The 17,388-nt window shown below is 45.2% G+C and carries 9 protein-coding genes; 4 read left to right on the plus strand and 5 right to left on the minus strand.

What is annotated here, in order from left to right:
- The 5 genes from V144x_RS12970 to V144x_RS12990 form a co-directional block, all read right to left on the minus strand.
- The gene (locus V144x_RS12970; protein ID WP_232102806.1) at positions 1 to 855 is read right to left on the minus strand and encodes a hypothetical protein; all 855 of its coding nucleotides are present in this window, start codon (positions 853 to 855) and stop codon (positions 1 to 3) included.
- 82 nt (positions 856 to 937) lie between these two features.
- Positions 938 to 2,776, minus strand: coding sequence for a HEAT repeat domain-containing protein (locus V144x_RS12975; protein WP_144985580.1), 1,839 nt, complete (start codon positions 2,774 to 2,776; stop codon positions 938 to 940).
- 89 nt (positions 2,777 to 2,865) lie between these two features.
- Positions 2,866 to 3,132: a MazG nucleotide pyrophosphohydrolase domain-containing protein gene (locus V144x_RS12980; protein WP_144990871.1), complete on the minus strand. Its 267-nt coding sequence runs from the start codon at positions 3,130 to 3,132 to the stop codon at positions 2,866 to 2,868.
- Between the two features lie 177 nt (positions 3,133 to 3,309).
- A complete protein-coding gene (locus V144x_RS12985) occupies positions 3,310 to 6,270 on the minus strand; it encodes a tetratricopeptide repeat protein (protein WP_144985581.1) in 2,961 nt (986 codons plus the stop codon).
- Between the two features lie 55 nt (positions 6,271 to 6,325).
- The gene (locus tag V144x_RS12990) at positions 6,326 to 10,924 is read right to left on the minus strand and encodes a DEAD/DEAH box helicase (protein ID WP_144985582.1); all 4,599 of its coding nucleotides are present in this window, start codon (positions 10,922 to 10,924) and stop codon (positions 6,326 to 6,328) included.
- 475 nt (positions 10,925 to 11,399) lie between these two features.
- Here V144x_RS12990 and V144x_RS12995 point away from each other — a divergent pair, with 475 nt between their 5' ends.
- The 4 genes from V144x_RS12995 to V144x_RS13010 all read left to right on the plus strand — a co-directional run bounded on the left by V144x_RS12995 (position 11,400) and on the right by V144x_RS13010 (position 17,372).
- Entirely contained in the window at positions 11,400 to 13,688 is a 2,289-nt protein-coding gene (locus V144x_RS12995) for an NfeD family protein (RefSeq protein WP_144985583.1), read from the plus strand.
- Positions 13,689 to 14,018: 330 nt separating this feature from the next.
- A complete protein-coding gene (gene rpsO, locus V144x_RS13000; RefSeq protein WP_144985584.1) occupies positions 14,019 to 14,288 on the plus strand; it encodes a 30S ribosomal protein S15 in 270 nt (89 codons plus the stop codon).
- Positions 14,289 to 14,343: 55 nt separating this feature from the next.
- Positions 14,344 to 16,476, plus strand: coding sequence for a polyribonucleotide nucleotidyltransferase (pnp, locus tag V144x_RS13005; RefSeq protein WP_144985585.1), 2,133 nt, complete (start codon positions 14,344 to 14,346; stop codon positions 16,474 to 16,476).
- Between the two features lie 179 nt (positions 16,477 to 16,655).
- Positions 16,656 to 17,372: a sensor histidine kinase gene (locus tag V144x_RS13010; RefSeq protein ID WP_144985586.1), complete on the plus strand. Its 717-nt coding sequence runs from the start codon at positions 16,656 to 16,658 to the stop codon at positions 17,370 to 17,372.
- The last annotated feature ends 16 nt before the right edge of the window (positions 17,373 to 17,388 follow it).

The raw sequence follows: 17,388 nt of genomic DNA on the forward strand, positions 1-17,388 counted from the left end.
TTAGCGGAAATAAGTTTGTCGTGTGACCTCGAAGTTGTATCCCGTACGATCGCCGCGGACCGTAAAATAAGTACGACGAATCTCATCGAACTTTTTGTTTCGATATCGCTTTTCTTGTGAAAGGAGCATGTTTTCTGTTTGTTTTGGATAAAAATGAAACAGTATGGCACCAGTTACATCAAAGCCTGCCTTTTTAAACAAGCTGAGATCGCTGGTTCTGCGCTCCCCTCCTTGCCACGTCATATAAAGTCGTTTTTCGTTTGCGCCCGAAGATACCGTTCTGGAGACGGGTTTGTCAGACGAGACTTTCGATAAATAAATCATCTTTCCGTTTTTAAGTAATGCCCCAAGTTCAATTTTGAAAAAATCCAGTTGCTTGGCATAATCGCGTAGTGAACCTCGATCAGAAAACTTGATAAACCAGCGTTGTTCACGTGGGAGACCTTTTTTGCCAGGACCAAATCCCAATGCGCGCTTTCCGGTTCCAGCGGCGCTACCGACTTTGCCGGAGTTGGTCAGATCTGTTTGCATTTGCTGCTGGACTTGTTGGGTGGCTTTGTCTGATAATTCGACCACGCTGTCGAGCATTTCCTCTACCTGATTTTCTTCTTCTGGTGTGTCGATTTGAGAAGGATCATCAATAGGATCTTCAGGTGATTCAACAAGCAGGGAATCATCAGGCGATCCATCTTCAGCACCACCTGCTAAATCGATCATTTCCAGGGCAACGTCATTTTCTGTTTGAGGAAGACGATTGGTGAACCAGACTATGGAAAGCCAGAATACGGCAATGATCAATGCCAGCACAACAGCGATCAACGAAGAACTGACCTGGTCATATTGCGTAACACGCATGACCGGTGATTTCCTGTGATCATTCTGAGATGTTGCCTGCGACATCGTGTATGACAATTCTAGTTCGGTTTAAAAATCTGAATTATTTTGTTTTGGATTGGGGGAATTCATTCAGTACTTCGAAGAGATCAAATTTTTCATCGAAGGGTTTCACACTGTTATACCACTTTTGCCAACGTTTTGTGGCCTCATCGGACCACTTGTCGACAATCTTAATACGTTCCTTTTCATCCAGGTTTTCAGCGATGTCTGCCAAAGGATCCTCTGGCATTCCCAAGCCGCGAATTTTTCGGCTGAGAGTACATAACCCATTTCGTGCTTCGATTCTGACACTCAGATCGGGATCTTTTAAAGCGCGGATTAAGTAAGGGGAGACGCGAAAATCATTCGTGCGTGAAAGTGCCCAGACTGCGGTTCGGCGGACATCAGGAGATCTTGCATCGACGAGTTTTAATACTCGATCTTTTTGATTGATGAGTTCTTCTCGATCACCGAGTGTGATTGTTTCGACGAGTGTTTCCTGAGCTGCTTCGAGGTCGGCGTTCGCTGGATCCTCTAATTGGGCTAATAACTCGCTCAAATCGCCAGAGAGTTTTTTGTTTTCGACCTTTCCATTTCGCATCTGGACTTCCGCCAGATTTTTAGGAAGACCTCTACCTCCTGCTAATAAACCGGATCCAACTGGTTCAGGTTTGTATTTACGACCTAGTGTTTTACCTGTTGCTTTGGAAAGAAAAATGATTGCTAAGCAGGTGGAAGCTTTTTTATTATGAGTCCCTTCCCAACTGCCATCATTCTGTTGAGTTAACAGAAGTTGACGGGCTCCATCTGCGTACCAGTCATAAGGGCCCAGCTTTTGTGTGTCAGCAATCGCTGCAATGCGCTCAATTCCATATAAATAATAGTTTGGCCATCTATTTAAGTTGCGGACATTATAGTTTTTGACGATCCAGCCCAGACCTTTTGATTTTCCTGATTCGAGTGCGTTGTAACTAATTGTTGGTTTCGAATTATTGTTTTCGTTTTCTTTACTTTTTTCATTTTGAATCAAATCGACTTTTTCTAGAAAGCCGAATCGTTTTTTCTTTTCCTGATCAGTTTTTTTAACAGGACTACTGCGTAATTTGCCATCGGGGTAAAGCTGCATCGATATCACATACATGCTACCGGTTCCTGCGACACCCATAGTATGCAAAGGAGCTCTTTCAGAGGCTGATCCGGGATGATAACCAAAAGACCCATCGGGGTACTGAGTTGAAAGATGCCAGCGTGCTGCTTTATCCCAGACAGAATTAGGCACATTGACACCGGCACGTTCCGCTGCCCATAATCCTAACACAGCGTATTGTGTAATACTGGTATCGCCGTTATGGTTAATATCTTGTGGGTAGTACCAACTACCGCTCTTATGTTGAGTTCCAATTAAGAAATCAGCGGTAGTACGAATTTCATCTTGATACTTCTCTGGGTTAACAGCTTCAAGTACCATCAATTGCACGCCAGCACAATAATTGAAGTCGCTACCAGGTCTATATTCAAGTTCTCCGTCTTTATTCATTCGATTGTGGTCTGCGAGAATGTTCTTCAAGCATGTTTGAATATAGGGTGACTCTGGAGATTCCCCTGCTTTAAGCAACGTGTAAGCAACAAAAGCATTCATACCAGTCGTACGGTAATCATCGGTCTGTTTCAGGAAAGAAATACCACGTTTGATGGCTGCGTCAATTTGTGCTTTGGGGGGTTGTGCAGAGGCTGTGTTCTGGAAAGCAATGGAAAGAATGATTCCACATAAACACGTTCTGAAATAGACACGAGCGTGTTTGAAAGTAGAAAATCGAGTTTGAACTGCGCAATGATTTTTCATTTTGATGCGATAGCAATCTGAGATGAGAGAATATTGCTGAATGGACATAGATGTCATGACTTGGACGCACTACTCCAGTCTAATTTCAGGAGTGAAGCAGTGTCAATCACTATGCTACAAATCTTGTCAGGAATCACATTTACGTATCAGGGCTTTCGAGAGAGATCACAGGTACAGATAGGTTGATGGCACCTTGGGCAGCCTTGGACATACTTTTGGGCTATCGCCTGCTCCAGATCGATACCAGCCACATTCGCCATTGTGGCTAACCAGGCCAGAACATCAGCAAATTCTTCAGCCAGATTTTCTGAATCATTATTTTCCCTGAGAGCAGATGATAATTCCCCTACTTCTTCCATAAACCACATGAACGTTCCTTCAATTCCACGAGCCTGATCTTTCTCGTAAAACATCGTACGAATCACTGATTGGAACTGGGAAAGCGAAATTTCGTTTGCGTTATGCAGATCCTGTTCTGATTTAGAAGAGGAAGCATCGAAAGGGTGATTCGTCACAGGGAATCCTTATTGGAAATGAAATATCATTTAATTCAGTTGTGGAATTATTAGACGTGAGTTGAACTTCAGAATCTATTGTTTTTTCTTTAATTCGATTGCTTTTACATGATTCGGATTTTGCTGTAGCAAACGATCCAGTTCAACAACAGCCTCCTTTTTATTTCCAGAGTCGAATAACGTTTTGGCTAAGAGGAATCGCATCTCTTCATTCTCTACATCGAGGTGCAAGAGCATTTTTAACTCTCGGATCGCTAAATCCGTTTGGTTTAGTTTCAATGCAGTTTCGGCTATTTGTTGGTGTATTTCCGGATCGAGCACGTCGACGTACAAACTTTGCTCCCCCCAATGCAGTGCTTCTTCATATTTTTGCTGATCAAGAAAGAGCTGCATTAAGATTTTCATACTCTTGTTGTTAGCGGGATCCAGATGTACGTATTTGATTAATGTCGCTTCTAAATTTGCTGAATCATCCATGCTGTGATAAATTTGCGCGAGACCTTCCAGCCATTTGGTTTGATAAGGATATTTTGAGTGACCCATTTGATAAAGTTTGAGTGCTTCTTGAAACTTGTTCTGTTTCAGTAGTATTTTGCTGACTAATTCAAGAAGCTCAGGATCAGGCGATTTTGAATTTAAGGCTGGCTGAAGAACTTTGATTGCCGAGTTCATGTCTTCTGAGAGAAGTTCAAGACGGGCAATGGTGATCGCTGCCTGAGGCTGCTTGGAATTTTTGCTTAATACATCGAGTGCAATTTCACGCGCTTGCTGTTTCTTACGGAGTCGAAGTAGTTGGTAAGCATATTGTCCTGCGATGTCCAGGTTGTTTTGATCCTGTTCATATTGCTTCCGTAAATCACTAAAGCTGATGGTGGATTTTGTTTCATAACCTTTCAGTGAGTTGGCAATTTTTTGTAGATAGCGATGGTAGCGTTTTTCAAACTCCTGCTGATCGATCTGAAAACACTGCTTGATCGCATCTGGTGTTGATAATTGATTCTGATAAGCGGATAACAAATTTTTTAACGAATCCTCGCCGAATTCCTCGACCATAAATTCCGCACAGAGCAGGCTTTGGCAATATGCAAAGTTCCAGTTATCTGAAGATTTGGGACGCACGAAAACACCATCTAATTCATTCAGTGAATAGATTTCGTTCTTGGGAACACGTTCTGCTAACAGCTGATTAAATTTTTGTGGCCGCGCGCTACCTTCGCTTCTGACAGCAAGTGCTTCAGTAAACCAATGCGGAATTTTATATTTGGTTTGCTGAAGTGTGAAAACATGCACAAGCTCGTGTTTGAGGACCGCGGCCCAGTTGAATGGTTCATTCATTGCCGTAGGAGAAGTCAAGGCAACGACAGCTCCTGTTGAAGCACCAATTGTCTGAATCCAGGGCAGGCCAATCATCCGGGCGCTGAACCATTGATGCGCTCCCAAGCCCTTCGCGTCATGGTAGATTTCAAACTGGGTTTTTCCCGGAGGTTCATATCCAAATTGTTTTACCATTTCGGGATAGATCTGTTCTAGGTACTCAGCCATATATTGCCCTAGAATGAAATCGGCTTTGGAGTCGTACCGAATGATAAAATGTTCTGTGGCGATTAATCCATAAGATTCAAGTACACCTAACACTTTCCGCATATTACTGACGCGCACATGATAGGGATCAGCTTTAAACGCTTCGTTCAGTGTTTGCAGTGCGAGGTCGGTTTTCCCCATTTGCATGTAAAGCATTCCCAAAGAGGTCTTCGGACCTGAAAGCTGAGGCATCATCTCTTTTGTCTTCAGATAGGCATATTCGGCAAATGAAAATTGACGTTTCATTTCCAATAGCTGTCCCAATTCATAGAGAAAGTATCCGGGTTTCGGGTTTTGTTTTAAGAGCTTTGTGATGAGAGTTGTGAAACGGGTTGCATCTGGATTGGTTTTTTTTGTATTGCCAGCATTTTCAGGGTCTTCGAATAGTAACGCTAGTTTTGCTCGGTCAGGTACACCGTCCAGAAGCGAGTAACAGGCGGCAATTCTCGCTAACACCGACTGATTTCGTGCATTGATAGTAAAAGCGATTTCGGCAGTTTTTAAAGCTTTATCATAGTGGCCGTTAATCAAATGCAGATCGCACTGCAGGAGAAGTGCTTCAATCAATTTTGGGTTGATTTTTAAAGCCTTCTCAATCAGTTTAATACTATTGTCGAATTCATGTGCCTCAATCGCAGAGCGCGCTAACGCAACATAAACAATTGCAGCTTGAGAGTTGATTTTGAGTGCCGAGCTAAATTCTTTCGCGGCCTGAGGACGATTATACTTTTCCTGCAGGATGGAGCCGCTTAGATAGTAGGCTTCCCAGGCAAGGGGATCTGCTTCCAATGCATCGGGGCAAAGGGTGTTGATCACAAAATTGAAAATTTGAGAAACACTGTTCCAGCGCGCGTATTGTGTGGCCCCTTCGGCGATCAACATCAGAGTTTCAGAATCTTCAGGTTGAGTTCGGTTGTAATAACGCACGAACCAGCGGTAAGCCTCATTGGCTTCTTCAATTTTACCAGAGTCCGTCAAAAGATGTGCTTGAATCAGATGTGCCAATGGGTCATCCGAGTTTAGTGAAAGCGCACGTGTTACGTGTGTGTCTGCTTTTTCGTATTCTCCCGTTTCATAATACAGCTTTGCTGCTATTGCATGCAGTTTGGCTTGGTCAGGTGTTTGCTCTAAAGCGGAATGAATGCGTTTCAAAGCTTGTGCTGTTTCACCTGTTAACGTAGCAATGTCAATGCGACCAAGAAGAATCTGCCATTTCAGATCTTTCAATTTGGGAGAAGTGTCCGAAAGTTGTTTCTCGGCTGCATCATAAACTTCGATAGCTTCCGCATAACGGCCATGTTGTTTATGTTCATAAGCGGACTTGATTAATTGATCAATTGTCTTTGGCGGTTCTTTTTCAGTTGCACTTAAATCTCGCATGACAGATGGCAGAATTAACAGCAAAGTAATGATGTAAAAGCTGAGTATGGAAGTTTTAGAAATAGGGGCTGGCATACTTTGGATTCCATTTTAGTTCAAAGGAGTCACGTTCACGCTAGTATTATTATAGTCAGAGAAAGGAAGGACGCGGAGATTTTTTTTCATCTGTGTCAGGGTGATTCCCCGTTGAAACCAGAACGCCATCTTCTTCTTTATCTGAAAGTAGTGATTCTTGTGAGTGTGGATCACTATCACTTGAGAATTCTTCATTGATGATCGTACCTTTAATGGGAAGCCCGAATCCCAAGATCAGTTCTCGTTTTAATTTTTCGTTGACTTTGGATACGAGGAAGAGTTCTTCACTCTTTGCGTAAGCAATCAAGTTCCCATTCCAATAGGCGAGCCGATTATTGGCGGTACTGGGAATGCGCGCCTGCTTTGTAAGGATTCCAACTAGATTCAACGGGTCAGAGGCGGAGAGGATGATTAATTCATCGGACGTTGTATTATCACGTAATTTTCGTAATTCCTGAATCGTACCCGACATCGCAAATTGTTCGCCGGCAACACCAGCTACAAAGCGTCCGCCTCGAATTTCGCCGCGGGCTTCCAGCCGCCGGTAAACCTGAAGAAGCTCAAACCAGCGTGGTGCACCGGTTTCTTTCAGTAATAAATCGCGAAAGACAACACCCCAGCGCCTGATTAATTGCCAGGCCCATTGTTCGACATACTCATAGTATTGGAGACTTTGTTCTTCAATCTCATTTTTACTGTCACGTCGCCAGATAGACCATCGTCCGGTATTGTTCGGTGTGGTCCGCTTTCGAACCAGGCCGATCCGTTTTTTGCGAGAAGCACGTCGATTGTTAGAGGAACGATCTGCGGTAAATTGCCGCATTCCAGAGAAACTGTCAGAGGTCACGAGTCCTCGTGAGATCAATTCACCCAATGAATCTGCAATTTGCGAAGGCATCGACTCGGTTGTTGTCATCATGTCGGTGGCAAAGAGTGCGCCTTGCTGATTCAGCAGTTCCAGGATTTCCATTGCCGGACTACTGAGGTGATTTTGCTCTTCTGTGATCTTTTGAAACGAAGGAATAGGATTAAAATAAGTCAGCCAGGGAGTGTCTTCTCTCAAAAAGAAAGAGACAGGAGCGTTTCGTGTAATGCCGGTCATCGGTTTGCCCTGGTCGGCGGCCCGTTTGGGAGGATATAAGCGTCCCCATCCAATTTCACCCGTGAAACAGAGTTCATCCAGATCATTCGTTTTATAGTTTGTGATTCGTGAGGAGAGGATATCTCGTTCCCAGCAGATTGCCGGGATATCAACGCCTTGCAACATCGAGAGCACTTCAAAGAGGCCATTCGTTCCGGAGCGTTTTTCATCACCAGTCAGTCCATGTAGGTGCGACAGGAATTGAATAAACACATTGGTGCCAACAGGTTGCACCTGTGCACGTAGTCCCTGCAATGTCAGTCGATGAATGCGTGCCAGAAGACGGCGGTGGCACCATTCTTTGGATGGCGTTTCAGAAGATAGTGTTGCGTTTTCAGCGGCAGGTTCACCCTCCTGGCTTTGCTCCCAGTTAGGATCTTTGATGCGGAAATAACCCTGCATGGCGATCCCTTCGCCTTCAAGTGCCATTAACGCTGCTTCCGTTTGAGAATCGGTCAAACCGGCAAAATTTGCTATTTCGGTAACTGTCAAGGGACCACAGGTATCCAGCAGCCCGCGAATGATGGCGGTGCGGGCTTCTGTAGATTCCCATTCCTGACAGACACCGGCTGGAACCGTCACAGGAGGCTGATACTCGCTTTCTGGAAAGGCTGCTAACGCTGCCGGTAAGCGTTCTGTGGCCACCCAACTTTGCGGTGAGGTGCTCTCTGAATCAGCTTCAGCTCTTTGTAAAGTTGTGGCACGCCCCGTTGATTCCAGTTCCTGATACCAGTCAACCCAGTCAGATTGTTCATTAATCGGTAGATGAATCCGTCCCAGCAGGAGATCATGTAGCTCGTCTGCATTACGGACTAGTGGTTGCGCTTCCTGACAAACTTGCGCAATTGCTTCCGGGGAAAGTCGTCCCAGATCTTCGACGCTTTCCACAGAAATGGTTTGCCGCGTCGCGACCGCGCGGGCACGACGTTCTTGCGCTTCGCCTCCATCCAGAAAGGTATAAGGGCTGGAATTTAATAGCTCATAACAAAACGGTGAAGGCTCTCGTGTATCGCGGGGGATCAGTTTGATCGATCCTTGCTCAAGTTGCAGCAGAACATTTTTGAAACCTTCGATGTCAAGTTGTTCGTTCAGGCAATCGTACAAAGTCTGATCAACCAGAATATGATCGGGACGTATAATTTCACCGATTTCATTTTCAGGACAACCTGTCAAACGTGGAAAGACGGCGGTCAACAAGTCTTCCGCACGAAATCGTTGCAGAGGAGGGGGGACCTTTTTTCCATTCTGCATACGGGAAACTAGCAGCGCCCGAGTGACATTCCAGCGCCACCGTACATGAAACATGGGATGATCCAGAATCGCCTGTTCGGAGAGCTGCTGAACGTTGCTGGTATTCAGCATAGTAAACAAGCTCTCCAGTGGGAAGCTGTGTTGCGGACCCAGTGAGAGAATGATGCCGTTATCGTCGGCAGTCGCCTGCAGTTCAAAATTATAAGAACGGCAGAAACGCTTGCGCATCGTGTAACCCCATGCGCGATTAATATCACCACCAAAGGGAGCATGGATTATCAGTTGCATTCCCCCCGATTCATCAAAAAAGCGTTCAAAGACGATTCGTTTTTGAGTTGGTACAACCCCTAGAGCTGCTTTTTGGGCTTGAACGTAATCGACTATTTGTTTGCTGCCCCACTCATCGGTGTTGGTTTCGCGAACCAGCCAATTAATGGCTTGCTCCGGATTTTCGATTTGTTGTTCCAGCTCTTCGCGGAGATCCGAGATTTCAGTGGAAAGTTCGAGTGAGCGTCCCGGTGCTTCTCCGAACCAGAAGGGAATCGAAGGGGGAGCACCATTGGCATCAACGACTGTCACATCGCCGCCACGAACATAACGAATTTTCCAGGATGTATTGCCGAGCAGAAAGATATCTCCCGCCATACTTTCCACGGCGAAGTCTTCATCGACAGAACCCACCACGGTTTGATCGTCTTCAGTCACCACTCGATAGGAGGCAATTTCCGGAATCGCACCTCCGTTCATGGTTGCCGTCAGCCTCGCATTTTTTCTGCTGCGAACGCGTTTTTGAACCTGATCATGGTGTAGATAGACGCGACTGCGTCCGGCAGTGCTGCTGATGCCTTCACTCAGAAATTGAATCGTGCTTTCGTAATCTTTTCGCTTGAGGTTTTGAAACGAATAAGCACGGGTGATGAGTTCGAATAATTCATCCGTATTCCATTCCTGCGAGGAAACTTCCGCTGTGATTTGTTGAGCGAGAATATCAATCGGCGCTTCTGGCATTCGGACCGTATCCAAAATTCCCTTTTTGATCGAGCGAACCAGCGCCATACTTTCAAATAATTCATCTCGGGAAAGAGCGAAAATTCGTCCTTTAGGAACCAGCCCCAATGAATGTCCTGAACGACCGATACGCTGCAGGAATGTGGCGATGCCTCGTGGTGAACCGATTTGAATGACCAGATCGATATAACCGACGTCGATTCCCAACTCGAGAGACGCCGTCGCGATGACGGCTTTGAGTTCACCGCTTTTTAACTTCTGTTCGGTTCGATGACGAATTTTTGCCGACAGTGAACCATGATGGCTGCCAACAACATCTTCACCCAATCGCTCGGTTAATTGATGAGTAATGCGTTCTGCCAGACGACGTGTATTAACGAAAATCAGCGTACTGTGATGTGACTCAATCAATTCGACAATTTGTTCCAGCACTTCAGCCCACTGTTCGTGAGAGCAAATCGCGCTCAATTCTGACGGAGGAACCTGAATGGACACATCCAATGTCCGTGAATGACCAATATTCACAATGCGGCAGACACGTTCTGGATCTTCAGTTGAAGTCACTTGGGGAAGATTAAATGTGATTTCAATCTCAGGGCGGTTACCGACCAGATATTGTGCGACCCGTTCCAACGGTTTTTGTGTAGCAGATAAACCGATTCGCTGCAGCGGATGATCGATTAACGCTTCCAGGCGTTCAAGGGTGAGTGACCAGTGTGACCCACGCTTGTCTCGTAATAATGCATGGATTTCATCGACGATGACCGTTTCGACGTTTTTCAGTGTTTCCCGACTTTTCGAAGCCGTTAACATTAAATACAACGACTCGGGAGTCGTGACCAGAATGTGGGGAGGCCGTTTGACGAGTGCAGCTCGTTTTGAAGCAGGAGTATCACCGGTTCTCAACCCGACACGAATCGGAGTGAATGTATAACCTTCTTCTTCCAGAAGCTGTGAGATTTCTTTCAGAGGCTCGGTCAAGTTACGATGCATATCGTTCGATAGCGCACGTAACGGCGAGACATAAACAACGGAAATTTCATTCTCTAAATCACCGTCTAAAGAACGTTTAACCAGGCGATCGATGACAGACAGGAATGCCGTTAATGTCTTTCCACTGCCGGTCGGAGCAGAAATCAGTGTATGCTCGCCACGATTGATGCATGGCCAGCCCTGTTGCTGAGGATCAGTAGGGCCTTGAAAGCGTTTTCGAAACCATTTTTCAATAATGGGGTGATAGCCGTAAAATGACATAACTTCCCTTTGGGCTGTTTGTTTGATTTGTTTCCTTATTGTAAGAACTTTAAAAGTAAAATTTAACCGGTTTTCTTTTTTTATTTGATCCCAGGAAAGAGAGAATGCTAGAACCGGTAATTAGTTGTTGAAATTCGCTGAAATCGAGATTTCAAGTGAAATTCTTCCGTTTCGAACATCAAGACCAATGAAATTGTCCTGAAAGAGGAAAATGCTGAATTATGAAGATTTCTTATGTATAGCAAACTGATAAAATCAAATCTCTGTTTCCCAGCTAGAAATCGCCTATAATAATATTGTAAAATGGATTGATCTCTCTGATATCAGAATGCGTTAATATAGAGACACCAAATGGTTTTGTGTCTGTTATATTTGATTGTGAAGCGATGAATTCTTCTGCTTCTATTCGAGAAACGTCATTGCAAGCGTGTTCGCGCTTTACATTATTATTACTGGTAAGGGTGAAAGTCACATAATGAAAAATGTCAATCAAATGCTACTGGCTTTTTTTCTGGGACTTTTAGTGCTCAATGGTCATTCTGATCTCCAGGCAGAACCTGATAAACAAAAGCCTGATGAGAAACAGAAAACCAAACAGACTGAAAAGGAAGATGAGAAATCGTCCAAACCAGCTTTGTTTATGACAATAGAAAGCCCCGTGGGTGAGGTCACGTATGGGCGGGTCACGAATGCTGCTCTCTCGTTACAAAATGAAGCCGCTCAAAGTAACCAGACAGGCTACCTGATCTTACAGATTTCCCCCGGTTCCAGTCCCTTTCATCAAGTGCAGGGGTTGGCAAAGTTCCTGGCTTCATCGAAATTGTCTAGCTTGAAGACCATTGCCTGGGTGCCAGAAACTGTGATCGGGAATAATGTGGTTCTGGCGTTGGCTTGTGACGAAATTGTGATGCACCCCGATGCTGAGTTGGGAGATATCGGATATGGTAAGGCTGTGGATCGAGATGAGCGGGAGTTTATCCTTTCAATTGTTGAGAAACGACATAATGTCAAGCTGAGCCGAGCCCTTGCCTTAGGGATGATGGATCCACAGCAGGCGGTTCTGAAAATTAAAATCCAGCAGGGAGAAGGAGACAAAAAACAAGTCGAGTCACGCATTGTGACTCCCGAAGAACTCAAACGCCTGCAAGATAATATGGCAGTCATTGTTGATGTCGAAACCATTAAGGAAGTGGGGTCGCTGGGAGTGTTTTCTGGAAGTAAAGCACGCGCTCTGGATGTGCTGGTTCAACAATTGGCGAATTCACGTGGCGATCTTGCAGAGCTGTATGGAATTCCGCGTGAAAAATTGCGTGATGATCCTACAGCGGGTGAAGCACCACAGGCGATGCTGATTAAAGTCGATGGAATGATTGAGCCCATTTTAGAGACCTTTATTGAACGCCAGATTAACCGAGCTGTTAATTCTGGGGCAAACATGCTCATTTTTGAGATCGAATCAGGTGGAGGTTACCTGTTGTCAGGTACGAATCTCGCAAATAAGATTGCTGATCTGGAAGCCATTAATGTCAGAACAGTAGCCTATGTTCCCGATTATGCGATGAGCAGTGCCGCGATTATTGCCTTGGGCTGCGATGAAATTTTTCTGAAACCCGATGCACAGATTGGAGACGCAGGGCCGATCTCCATGAATAAAGATGGACAGTTTGAACATGCTCCAGAAAAAGTTCTGAGTCCTCTGAGAGTGACATTGAAAGATTTGGCTGAGAAAAAAGGCAGGCCTGCAGCGGTTTGTGAAGCCATGTCTGATAAAGATCTGGAAATCTTTGAAGTCACGAATAATAAAACAGGGCAACTCTGGTATATGACAGAGGATGAAATTCACCAATCCAATGGAGAATGGATCAAAGGTCAAATGGTTCCTGAGTCACGAAAAGCCAACTTGTTGACGGCCAACGGAGTCCGTGCACATGAGTTGAAAATCGCCGAACCACCTGTTCGGGATATGGATGAATTGAAGCAACGTCTGGGAATTCCCGCTGATGTCACGCTAAAGGCAGTGGGGCGAACCTGGGTTGATACGCTCGTCTACGTGCTTAACTCGTCGTTTTTTACCGGCTTAGTCATCGCCATGGGCATTATGTTTATCTACCTGGAATTTTATACTTTAACGGGCCTGTTCGGGATCATGTCGGCTGTTTGCTTTGGCCTCTTCTTTTGGAGTCATGTGTTAGGCGGAACAGCCGGCTATTTGGAAATTGTTCTATTTTCCTTAGGCTTGATTTGTATTTTACTCGAAATTTTTGTGATCCCTGGTTTTGGCATCTTCGGCATTTCTGGTGGACTGTTGGTGCTCTCTTCTATCGTTCTGGCAAGTCAGACCTTTGGTGATTACAACACATTACGTCCAGGATCTGATTTTGCTAATATGACGAAAACCATTGGAACGATGAGTGCTTCAATACTCACGGTGATCGTTTTGGCGATTGCCTTGAACCGATTTTTGCCCGAATCGCGATTAATGCATTCCATTACCTTGGCGCCTCCCGGTGAAAGTCCCGGGACAGATGAAATTCGGTTAGATCCTGAATTACTCGAGAATTCCGGTACTTTAAGCCTAAACGGGCTGGAATTAACTGTCGGTATGAAAGGGGTCACCTCATCCGTGTTGAGACCTGCGGGGCGCGTTGAAATTGATGGGGTTTGGGTTGATGTCATCAGCGAAGGGCCATTTATTCAACCGGGAACCGAAGTCATTGTATCAAAAATCAATGGCAATGAAGTGATCGTACGTGAAGTGGTTTAAGGAGTGTTGCTGTTTTTTCCCAGTTAGGATTCAAATCTCAGGGAGAGTGTCTGAATGTGCATTGTCCTTGAGTTTTGAAAGCATTTTACCTAACTGGTTCAAATCAGAGAGGTTTTCGTAATCAAAGTAGCGTATCCATTGAATAATTTCTTCAAATTGCTACATTAAGTACCTTTAAGCCCTGAAAGCTAGCGTAATAGCTTTGTTTTCTCTCGCCATTATCCCGTCGGATAAAGTCAAAACACGGAATGTAATGGCTGTCTTTGCATTGGGGTATCCCCGATCTTCTCTGTTTGTCATGTGTTTAGTTTAAAGGTTTAGGTTAGAAGAATGTCAGTCACGCAGGAACGAAGAGCAGAATTGATTAAAGAGTATCAGTCTAAAGAAGGGGATACTGGATCTGCTGAAGTGCAGATTGCTGTACTTACAGAACGGATTGTCAATTTAACAGAGCATCTCAGAGCAAACTCCAAGGATCATGCCAGTCGCAGAGGTTTACTACAGATGGTGAGCCGTAGACGGAGCCTGCTTGATTATTTGCACAAGAAGAATGCAGAAAGCTATAGGGAAATTCTGGATCGGTTAAATATCCGAAAATAACTTCGGTGTTCGCTGATCTGTGTCGGTTTGTCGGAAATGAAATTAGGAAATTATTGTGAAAGTAGTTGTTGAATGTGAGGTTGGCGGACAGAAACTGAGTCTTACAACTGGTCAGTTAGCGAAGCAGGCCGCAGGGTCTGTTCTGATTCAATATGGTGAAACCGTTGTATTTGTTGCTGCTGCAACAGGGCCTGGCAGGCCGGGAATTGATTTCTTCCCACTTACGGTTGATTATCGGGAAAGAATCGCCGCCTCAGGCAAATTTCCCGGTGGGTTTTTAAAACGCGAAGGGCGGCCCACAACAAAAGAAATTTTGACGGCACGATTAACGGACCGTCCCATTCGTCCCCTGTTCCCCAAAGGGTTTCATGACGAGCTTCAAATCATGTCGAACGTCATGGCCTGCGATGGCGTCAATGACCCAGACGTGCTTTCCATCAACGCTGCAAGTGCGGCTCTCTGCTTGTCTCCCGTTCCCTTTCAGGGACCAATCGGAGCCGTGCGAGTAGGGAGAATCGGTGGCGAACTGATCTCATTTCCCACACACGAGCAGATTGCTGAAAGTGACTTGGATCTGATTGTGGCGGGTACAGTTGAGTCTGTATTGATGATCGAAGGTTTTGGCGATCAAATTCCTGAAGAGGAAATGGCAACTGCCATCATGTTCGCACACCAAGAACTACAGAAGATTTGCCAATTACAATTGGAACTGCGAGAGAAGGCTGGTATTGAGCCATTCGAATATGAAGCACCTCCGGTAAATCCTTTCATTTCCAAGTTGGATGACGCTATCTACCAACGACTCAGTACTGCCATGCAAAGCACAGTCAAAGCAGAGCGGCGTGAAGGTATTAAAACGGTGCATGAAGAACTGGTGACTCAGTTTTTCCCCGAAGATGCCGAAGAGACTGAAGATGGTTCCACTCGCGGCCAGTTTGAAGAAGCGTTTCACGATCTGGAAGCCAAAGCCGTGCGTGAACTCGCCATGTCGGGACGACGCCTGGATGGTCGTGCTCCCAATGAACTACGTGCTGTTGCTTGCGAAACGGGAAGTTTACCACGTGTGCATGGTTCTGCCCTGTTTACACGTGGCGAAACACAATCGTTGGCAACGGTCACATTGGGAACCTCTCGTGACAAGCAACGCGTTGATGGGTTGTTCGAAGAAGAGTTGCAACGATTCATGTTGCATTACTACTTCCCTTCCTTTTCAGTTGGTGAATGCCGACCGATTAGAGGGCCAGGGCGTCGTGAAATTGGTCATGGTTGTCTGGCAGAACGTTCTGTGGCACCTGTCTTACCTAGCGAAGAAGACTTTCCTTATACCATCCGTGTGATTTCCGATATTCTGGAATCAAATGGAAGTAGTTCCATGGCGTCTGTCTGTTCGGCGACCCTGTCACTCATGGATGCCGGAGTACCTTTACGTCAACCTGTCGCCGGAATCTCAATCGGTCTGGCAACAGAAGGTGACAAATTCCAGATTCTGACGGACATCATTGGTGATGAGGATCATTTCTGTGATATGGACTTTAAAGTCGCTGGAACTCAAAAAGGAATCACAGGAATTCAACTGGATCTTAAAAATGATGGAATCAGTGAAGAAATCATTCGAGCGACTTTAGAGCAGGCTAAACAGGCTCGCTTAGAGTTGTTGAGAACGATGTTAACTGCCATTCGACGGCCGCGAGCAGAGATCTCAAGTTTTGCACCTCGGTTGCATCAAACCAAGATCAATCCTGAAAAAATCGGTTTACTGATTGGCCCCGGTGGAAAAACCATTCGTGCCATCCAGGAAGAAACTGGTGGTACCATTGATATTCAAGACGATGGTACTGTGACGGTCTCCGGAAGCAATGCCTCAGTGGTTGAAAAAGCAATGGCCCACATTGAAGCTCTCACCGAAGAAATTCGGGTGGGTCGTATTTATGATGGTGTGGTCAGCTCAATCAAAGAATTTGGTGCTTTCATCGAGATTGCTCCGGGTAAAGACGGACTATGCCACATCAGTGAACTCTCTGATGGATTTGTCAAATCGGTCAATGATATCTGTAAAATGGGAGACCGTTTGCAGGTGAAGGTGATCGCCGTCGATGATCAAAACCGTGTCAAGCTTTCCCGCAAAGCCGTTCTGGCTGAGCAGGCTGGAGAAAGCAATGGAGATCTTGATTCGGAAGAAAACGAATAACAGTTCTCTTTGATCTGAGACTGAGAAAACTAAAAAGCGATGAAGGAGCTCGATGTGAGATGACTTCATCGTTTTATTTTTATATTTGAGAGTTTGGAATAACTGATATCAGCTGGATTGTGAACAAGAATACCGTTTAATGCAAATGGTTTGAGAATTGAAAGCCGAGATCATCTGCTATGAAAGAGAGTCCGTTAAGCACTCGTGAACGCGAAAAATTTGAGGCGCAGTATTCAGAAATTGCGACACTCGCTGGGGGCTTGGCACATGAAATTAAAAACCCACTTTCGACAATGAGCTTGAATTTAGAGTTGCTTACAGAGGACCTGGATTCACTCGATGTTCCTGCTAAACACCGTATGTTGAAAAAAGTGGAAAGTGTTCAACAGGAATGTAAGCATCTGCAGGAAATTCTCGATGCGTTTTTACAGTTTGCGCGTGTTGGGAAGTTGGCATTAAGTAAAGCGAATCTCAATGATCTGGTCAGTGACTTTATTGATTTTTTCAGACCACAGGCCCGAGAAGCAAATATTGAAATCAGTCCACACTTCGATGCTGATTTACCGACAATTCAAGTCGATAAATCACTCTTAAGGCAAGTGCTGATGAATCTGGCTTTGAATGTAGTTCAAGCAATGCCCGATGGTGGTCTCATTGAATTACAGACCTATCATAAAGACGGTATGGTTTACCTCGACATGATTGACAATGGGAAAGGAATCGACGAGAACGTCAAAGCGCGGATGTTTGATGCGTTCTTTTCTACAAAATCGGGAGGCAGTGGGTTGGGTTTACCAACTGTGAAAAAAATTATTGATACACACCAGGGAACGATTGAATGCGAAAGTGAACCAGGTCGAGGAACTCGCTTTACAATTGCGTTCCCGGTATGCTGAATCATCATTATTGACA

Origin of the sequence: Gimesia aquarii, assembly GCF_007748195.1 — a bacterium.
GTDB lineage: Bacteria > Planctomycetota > Planctomycetia > Planctomycetales > Planctomycetaceae > Gimesia > Gimesia aquarii.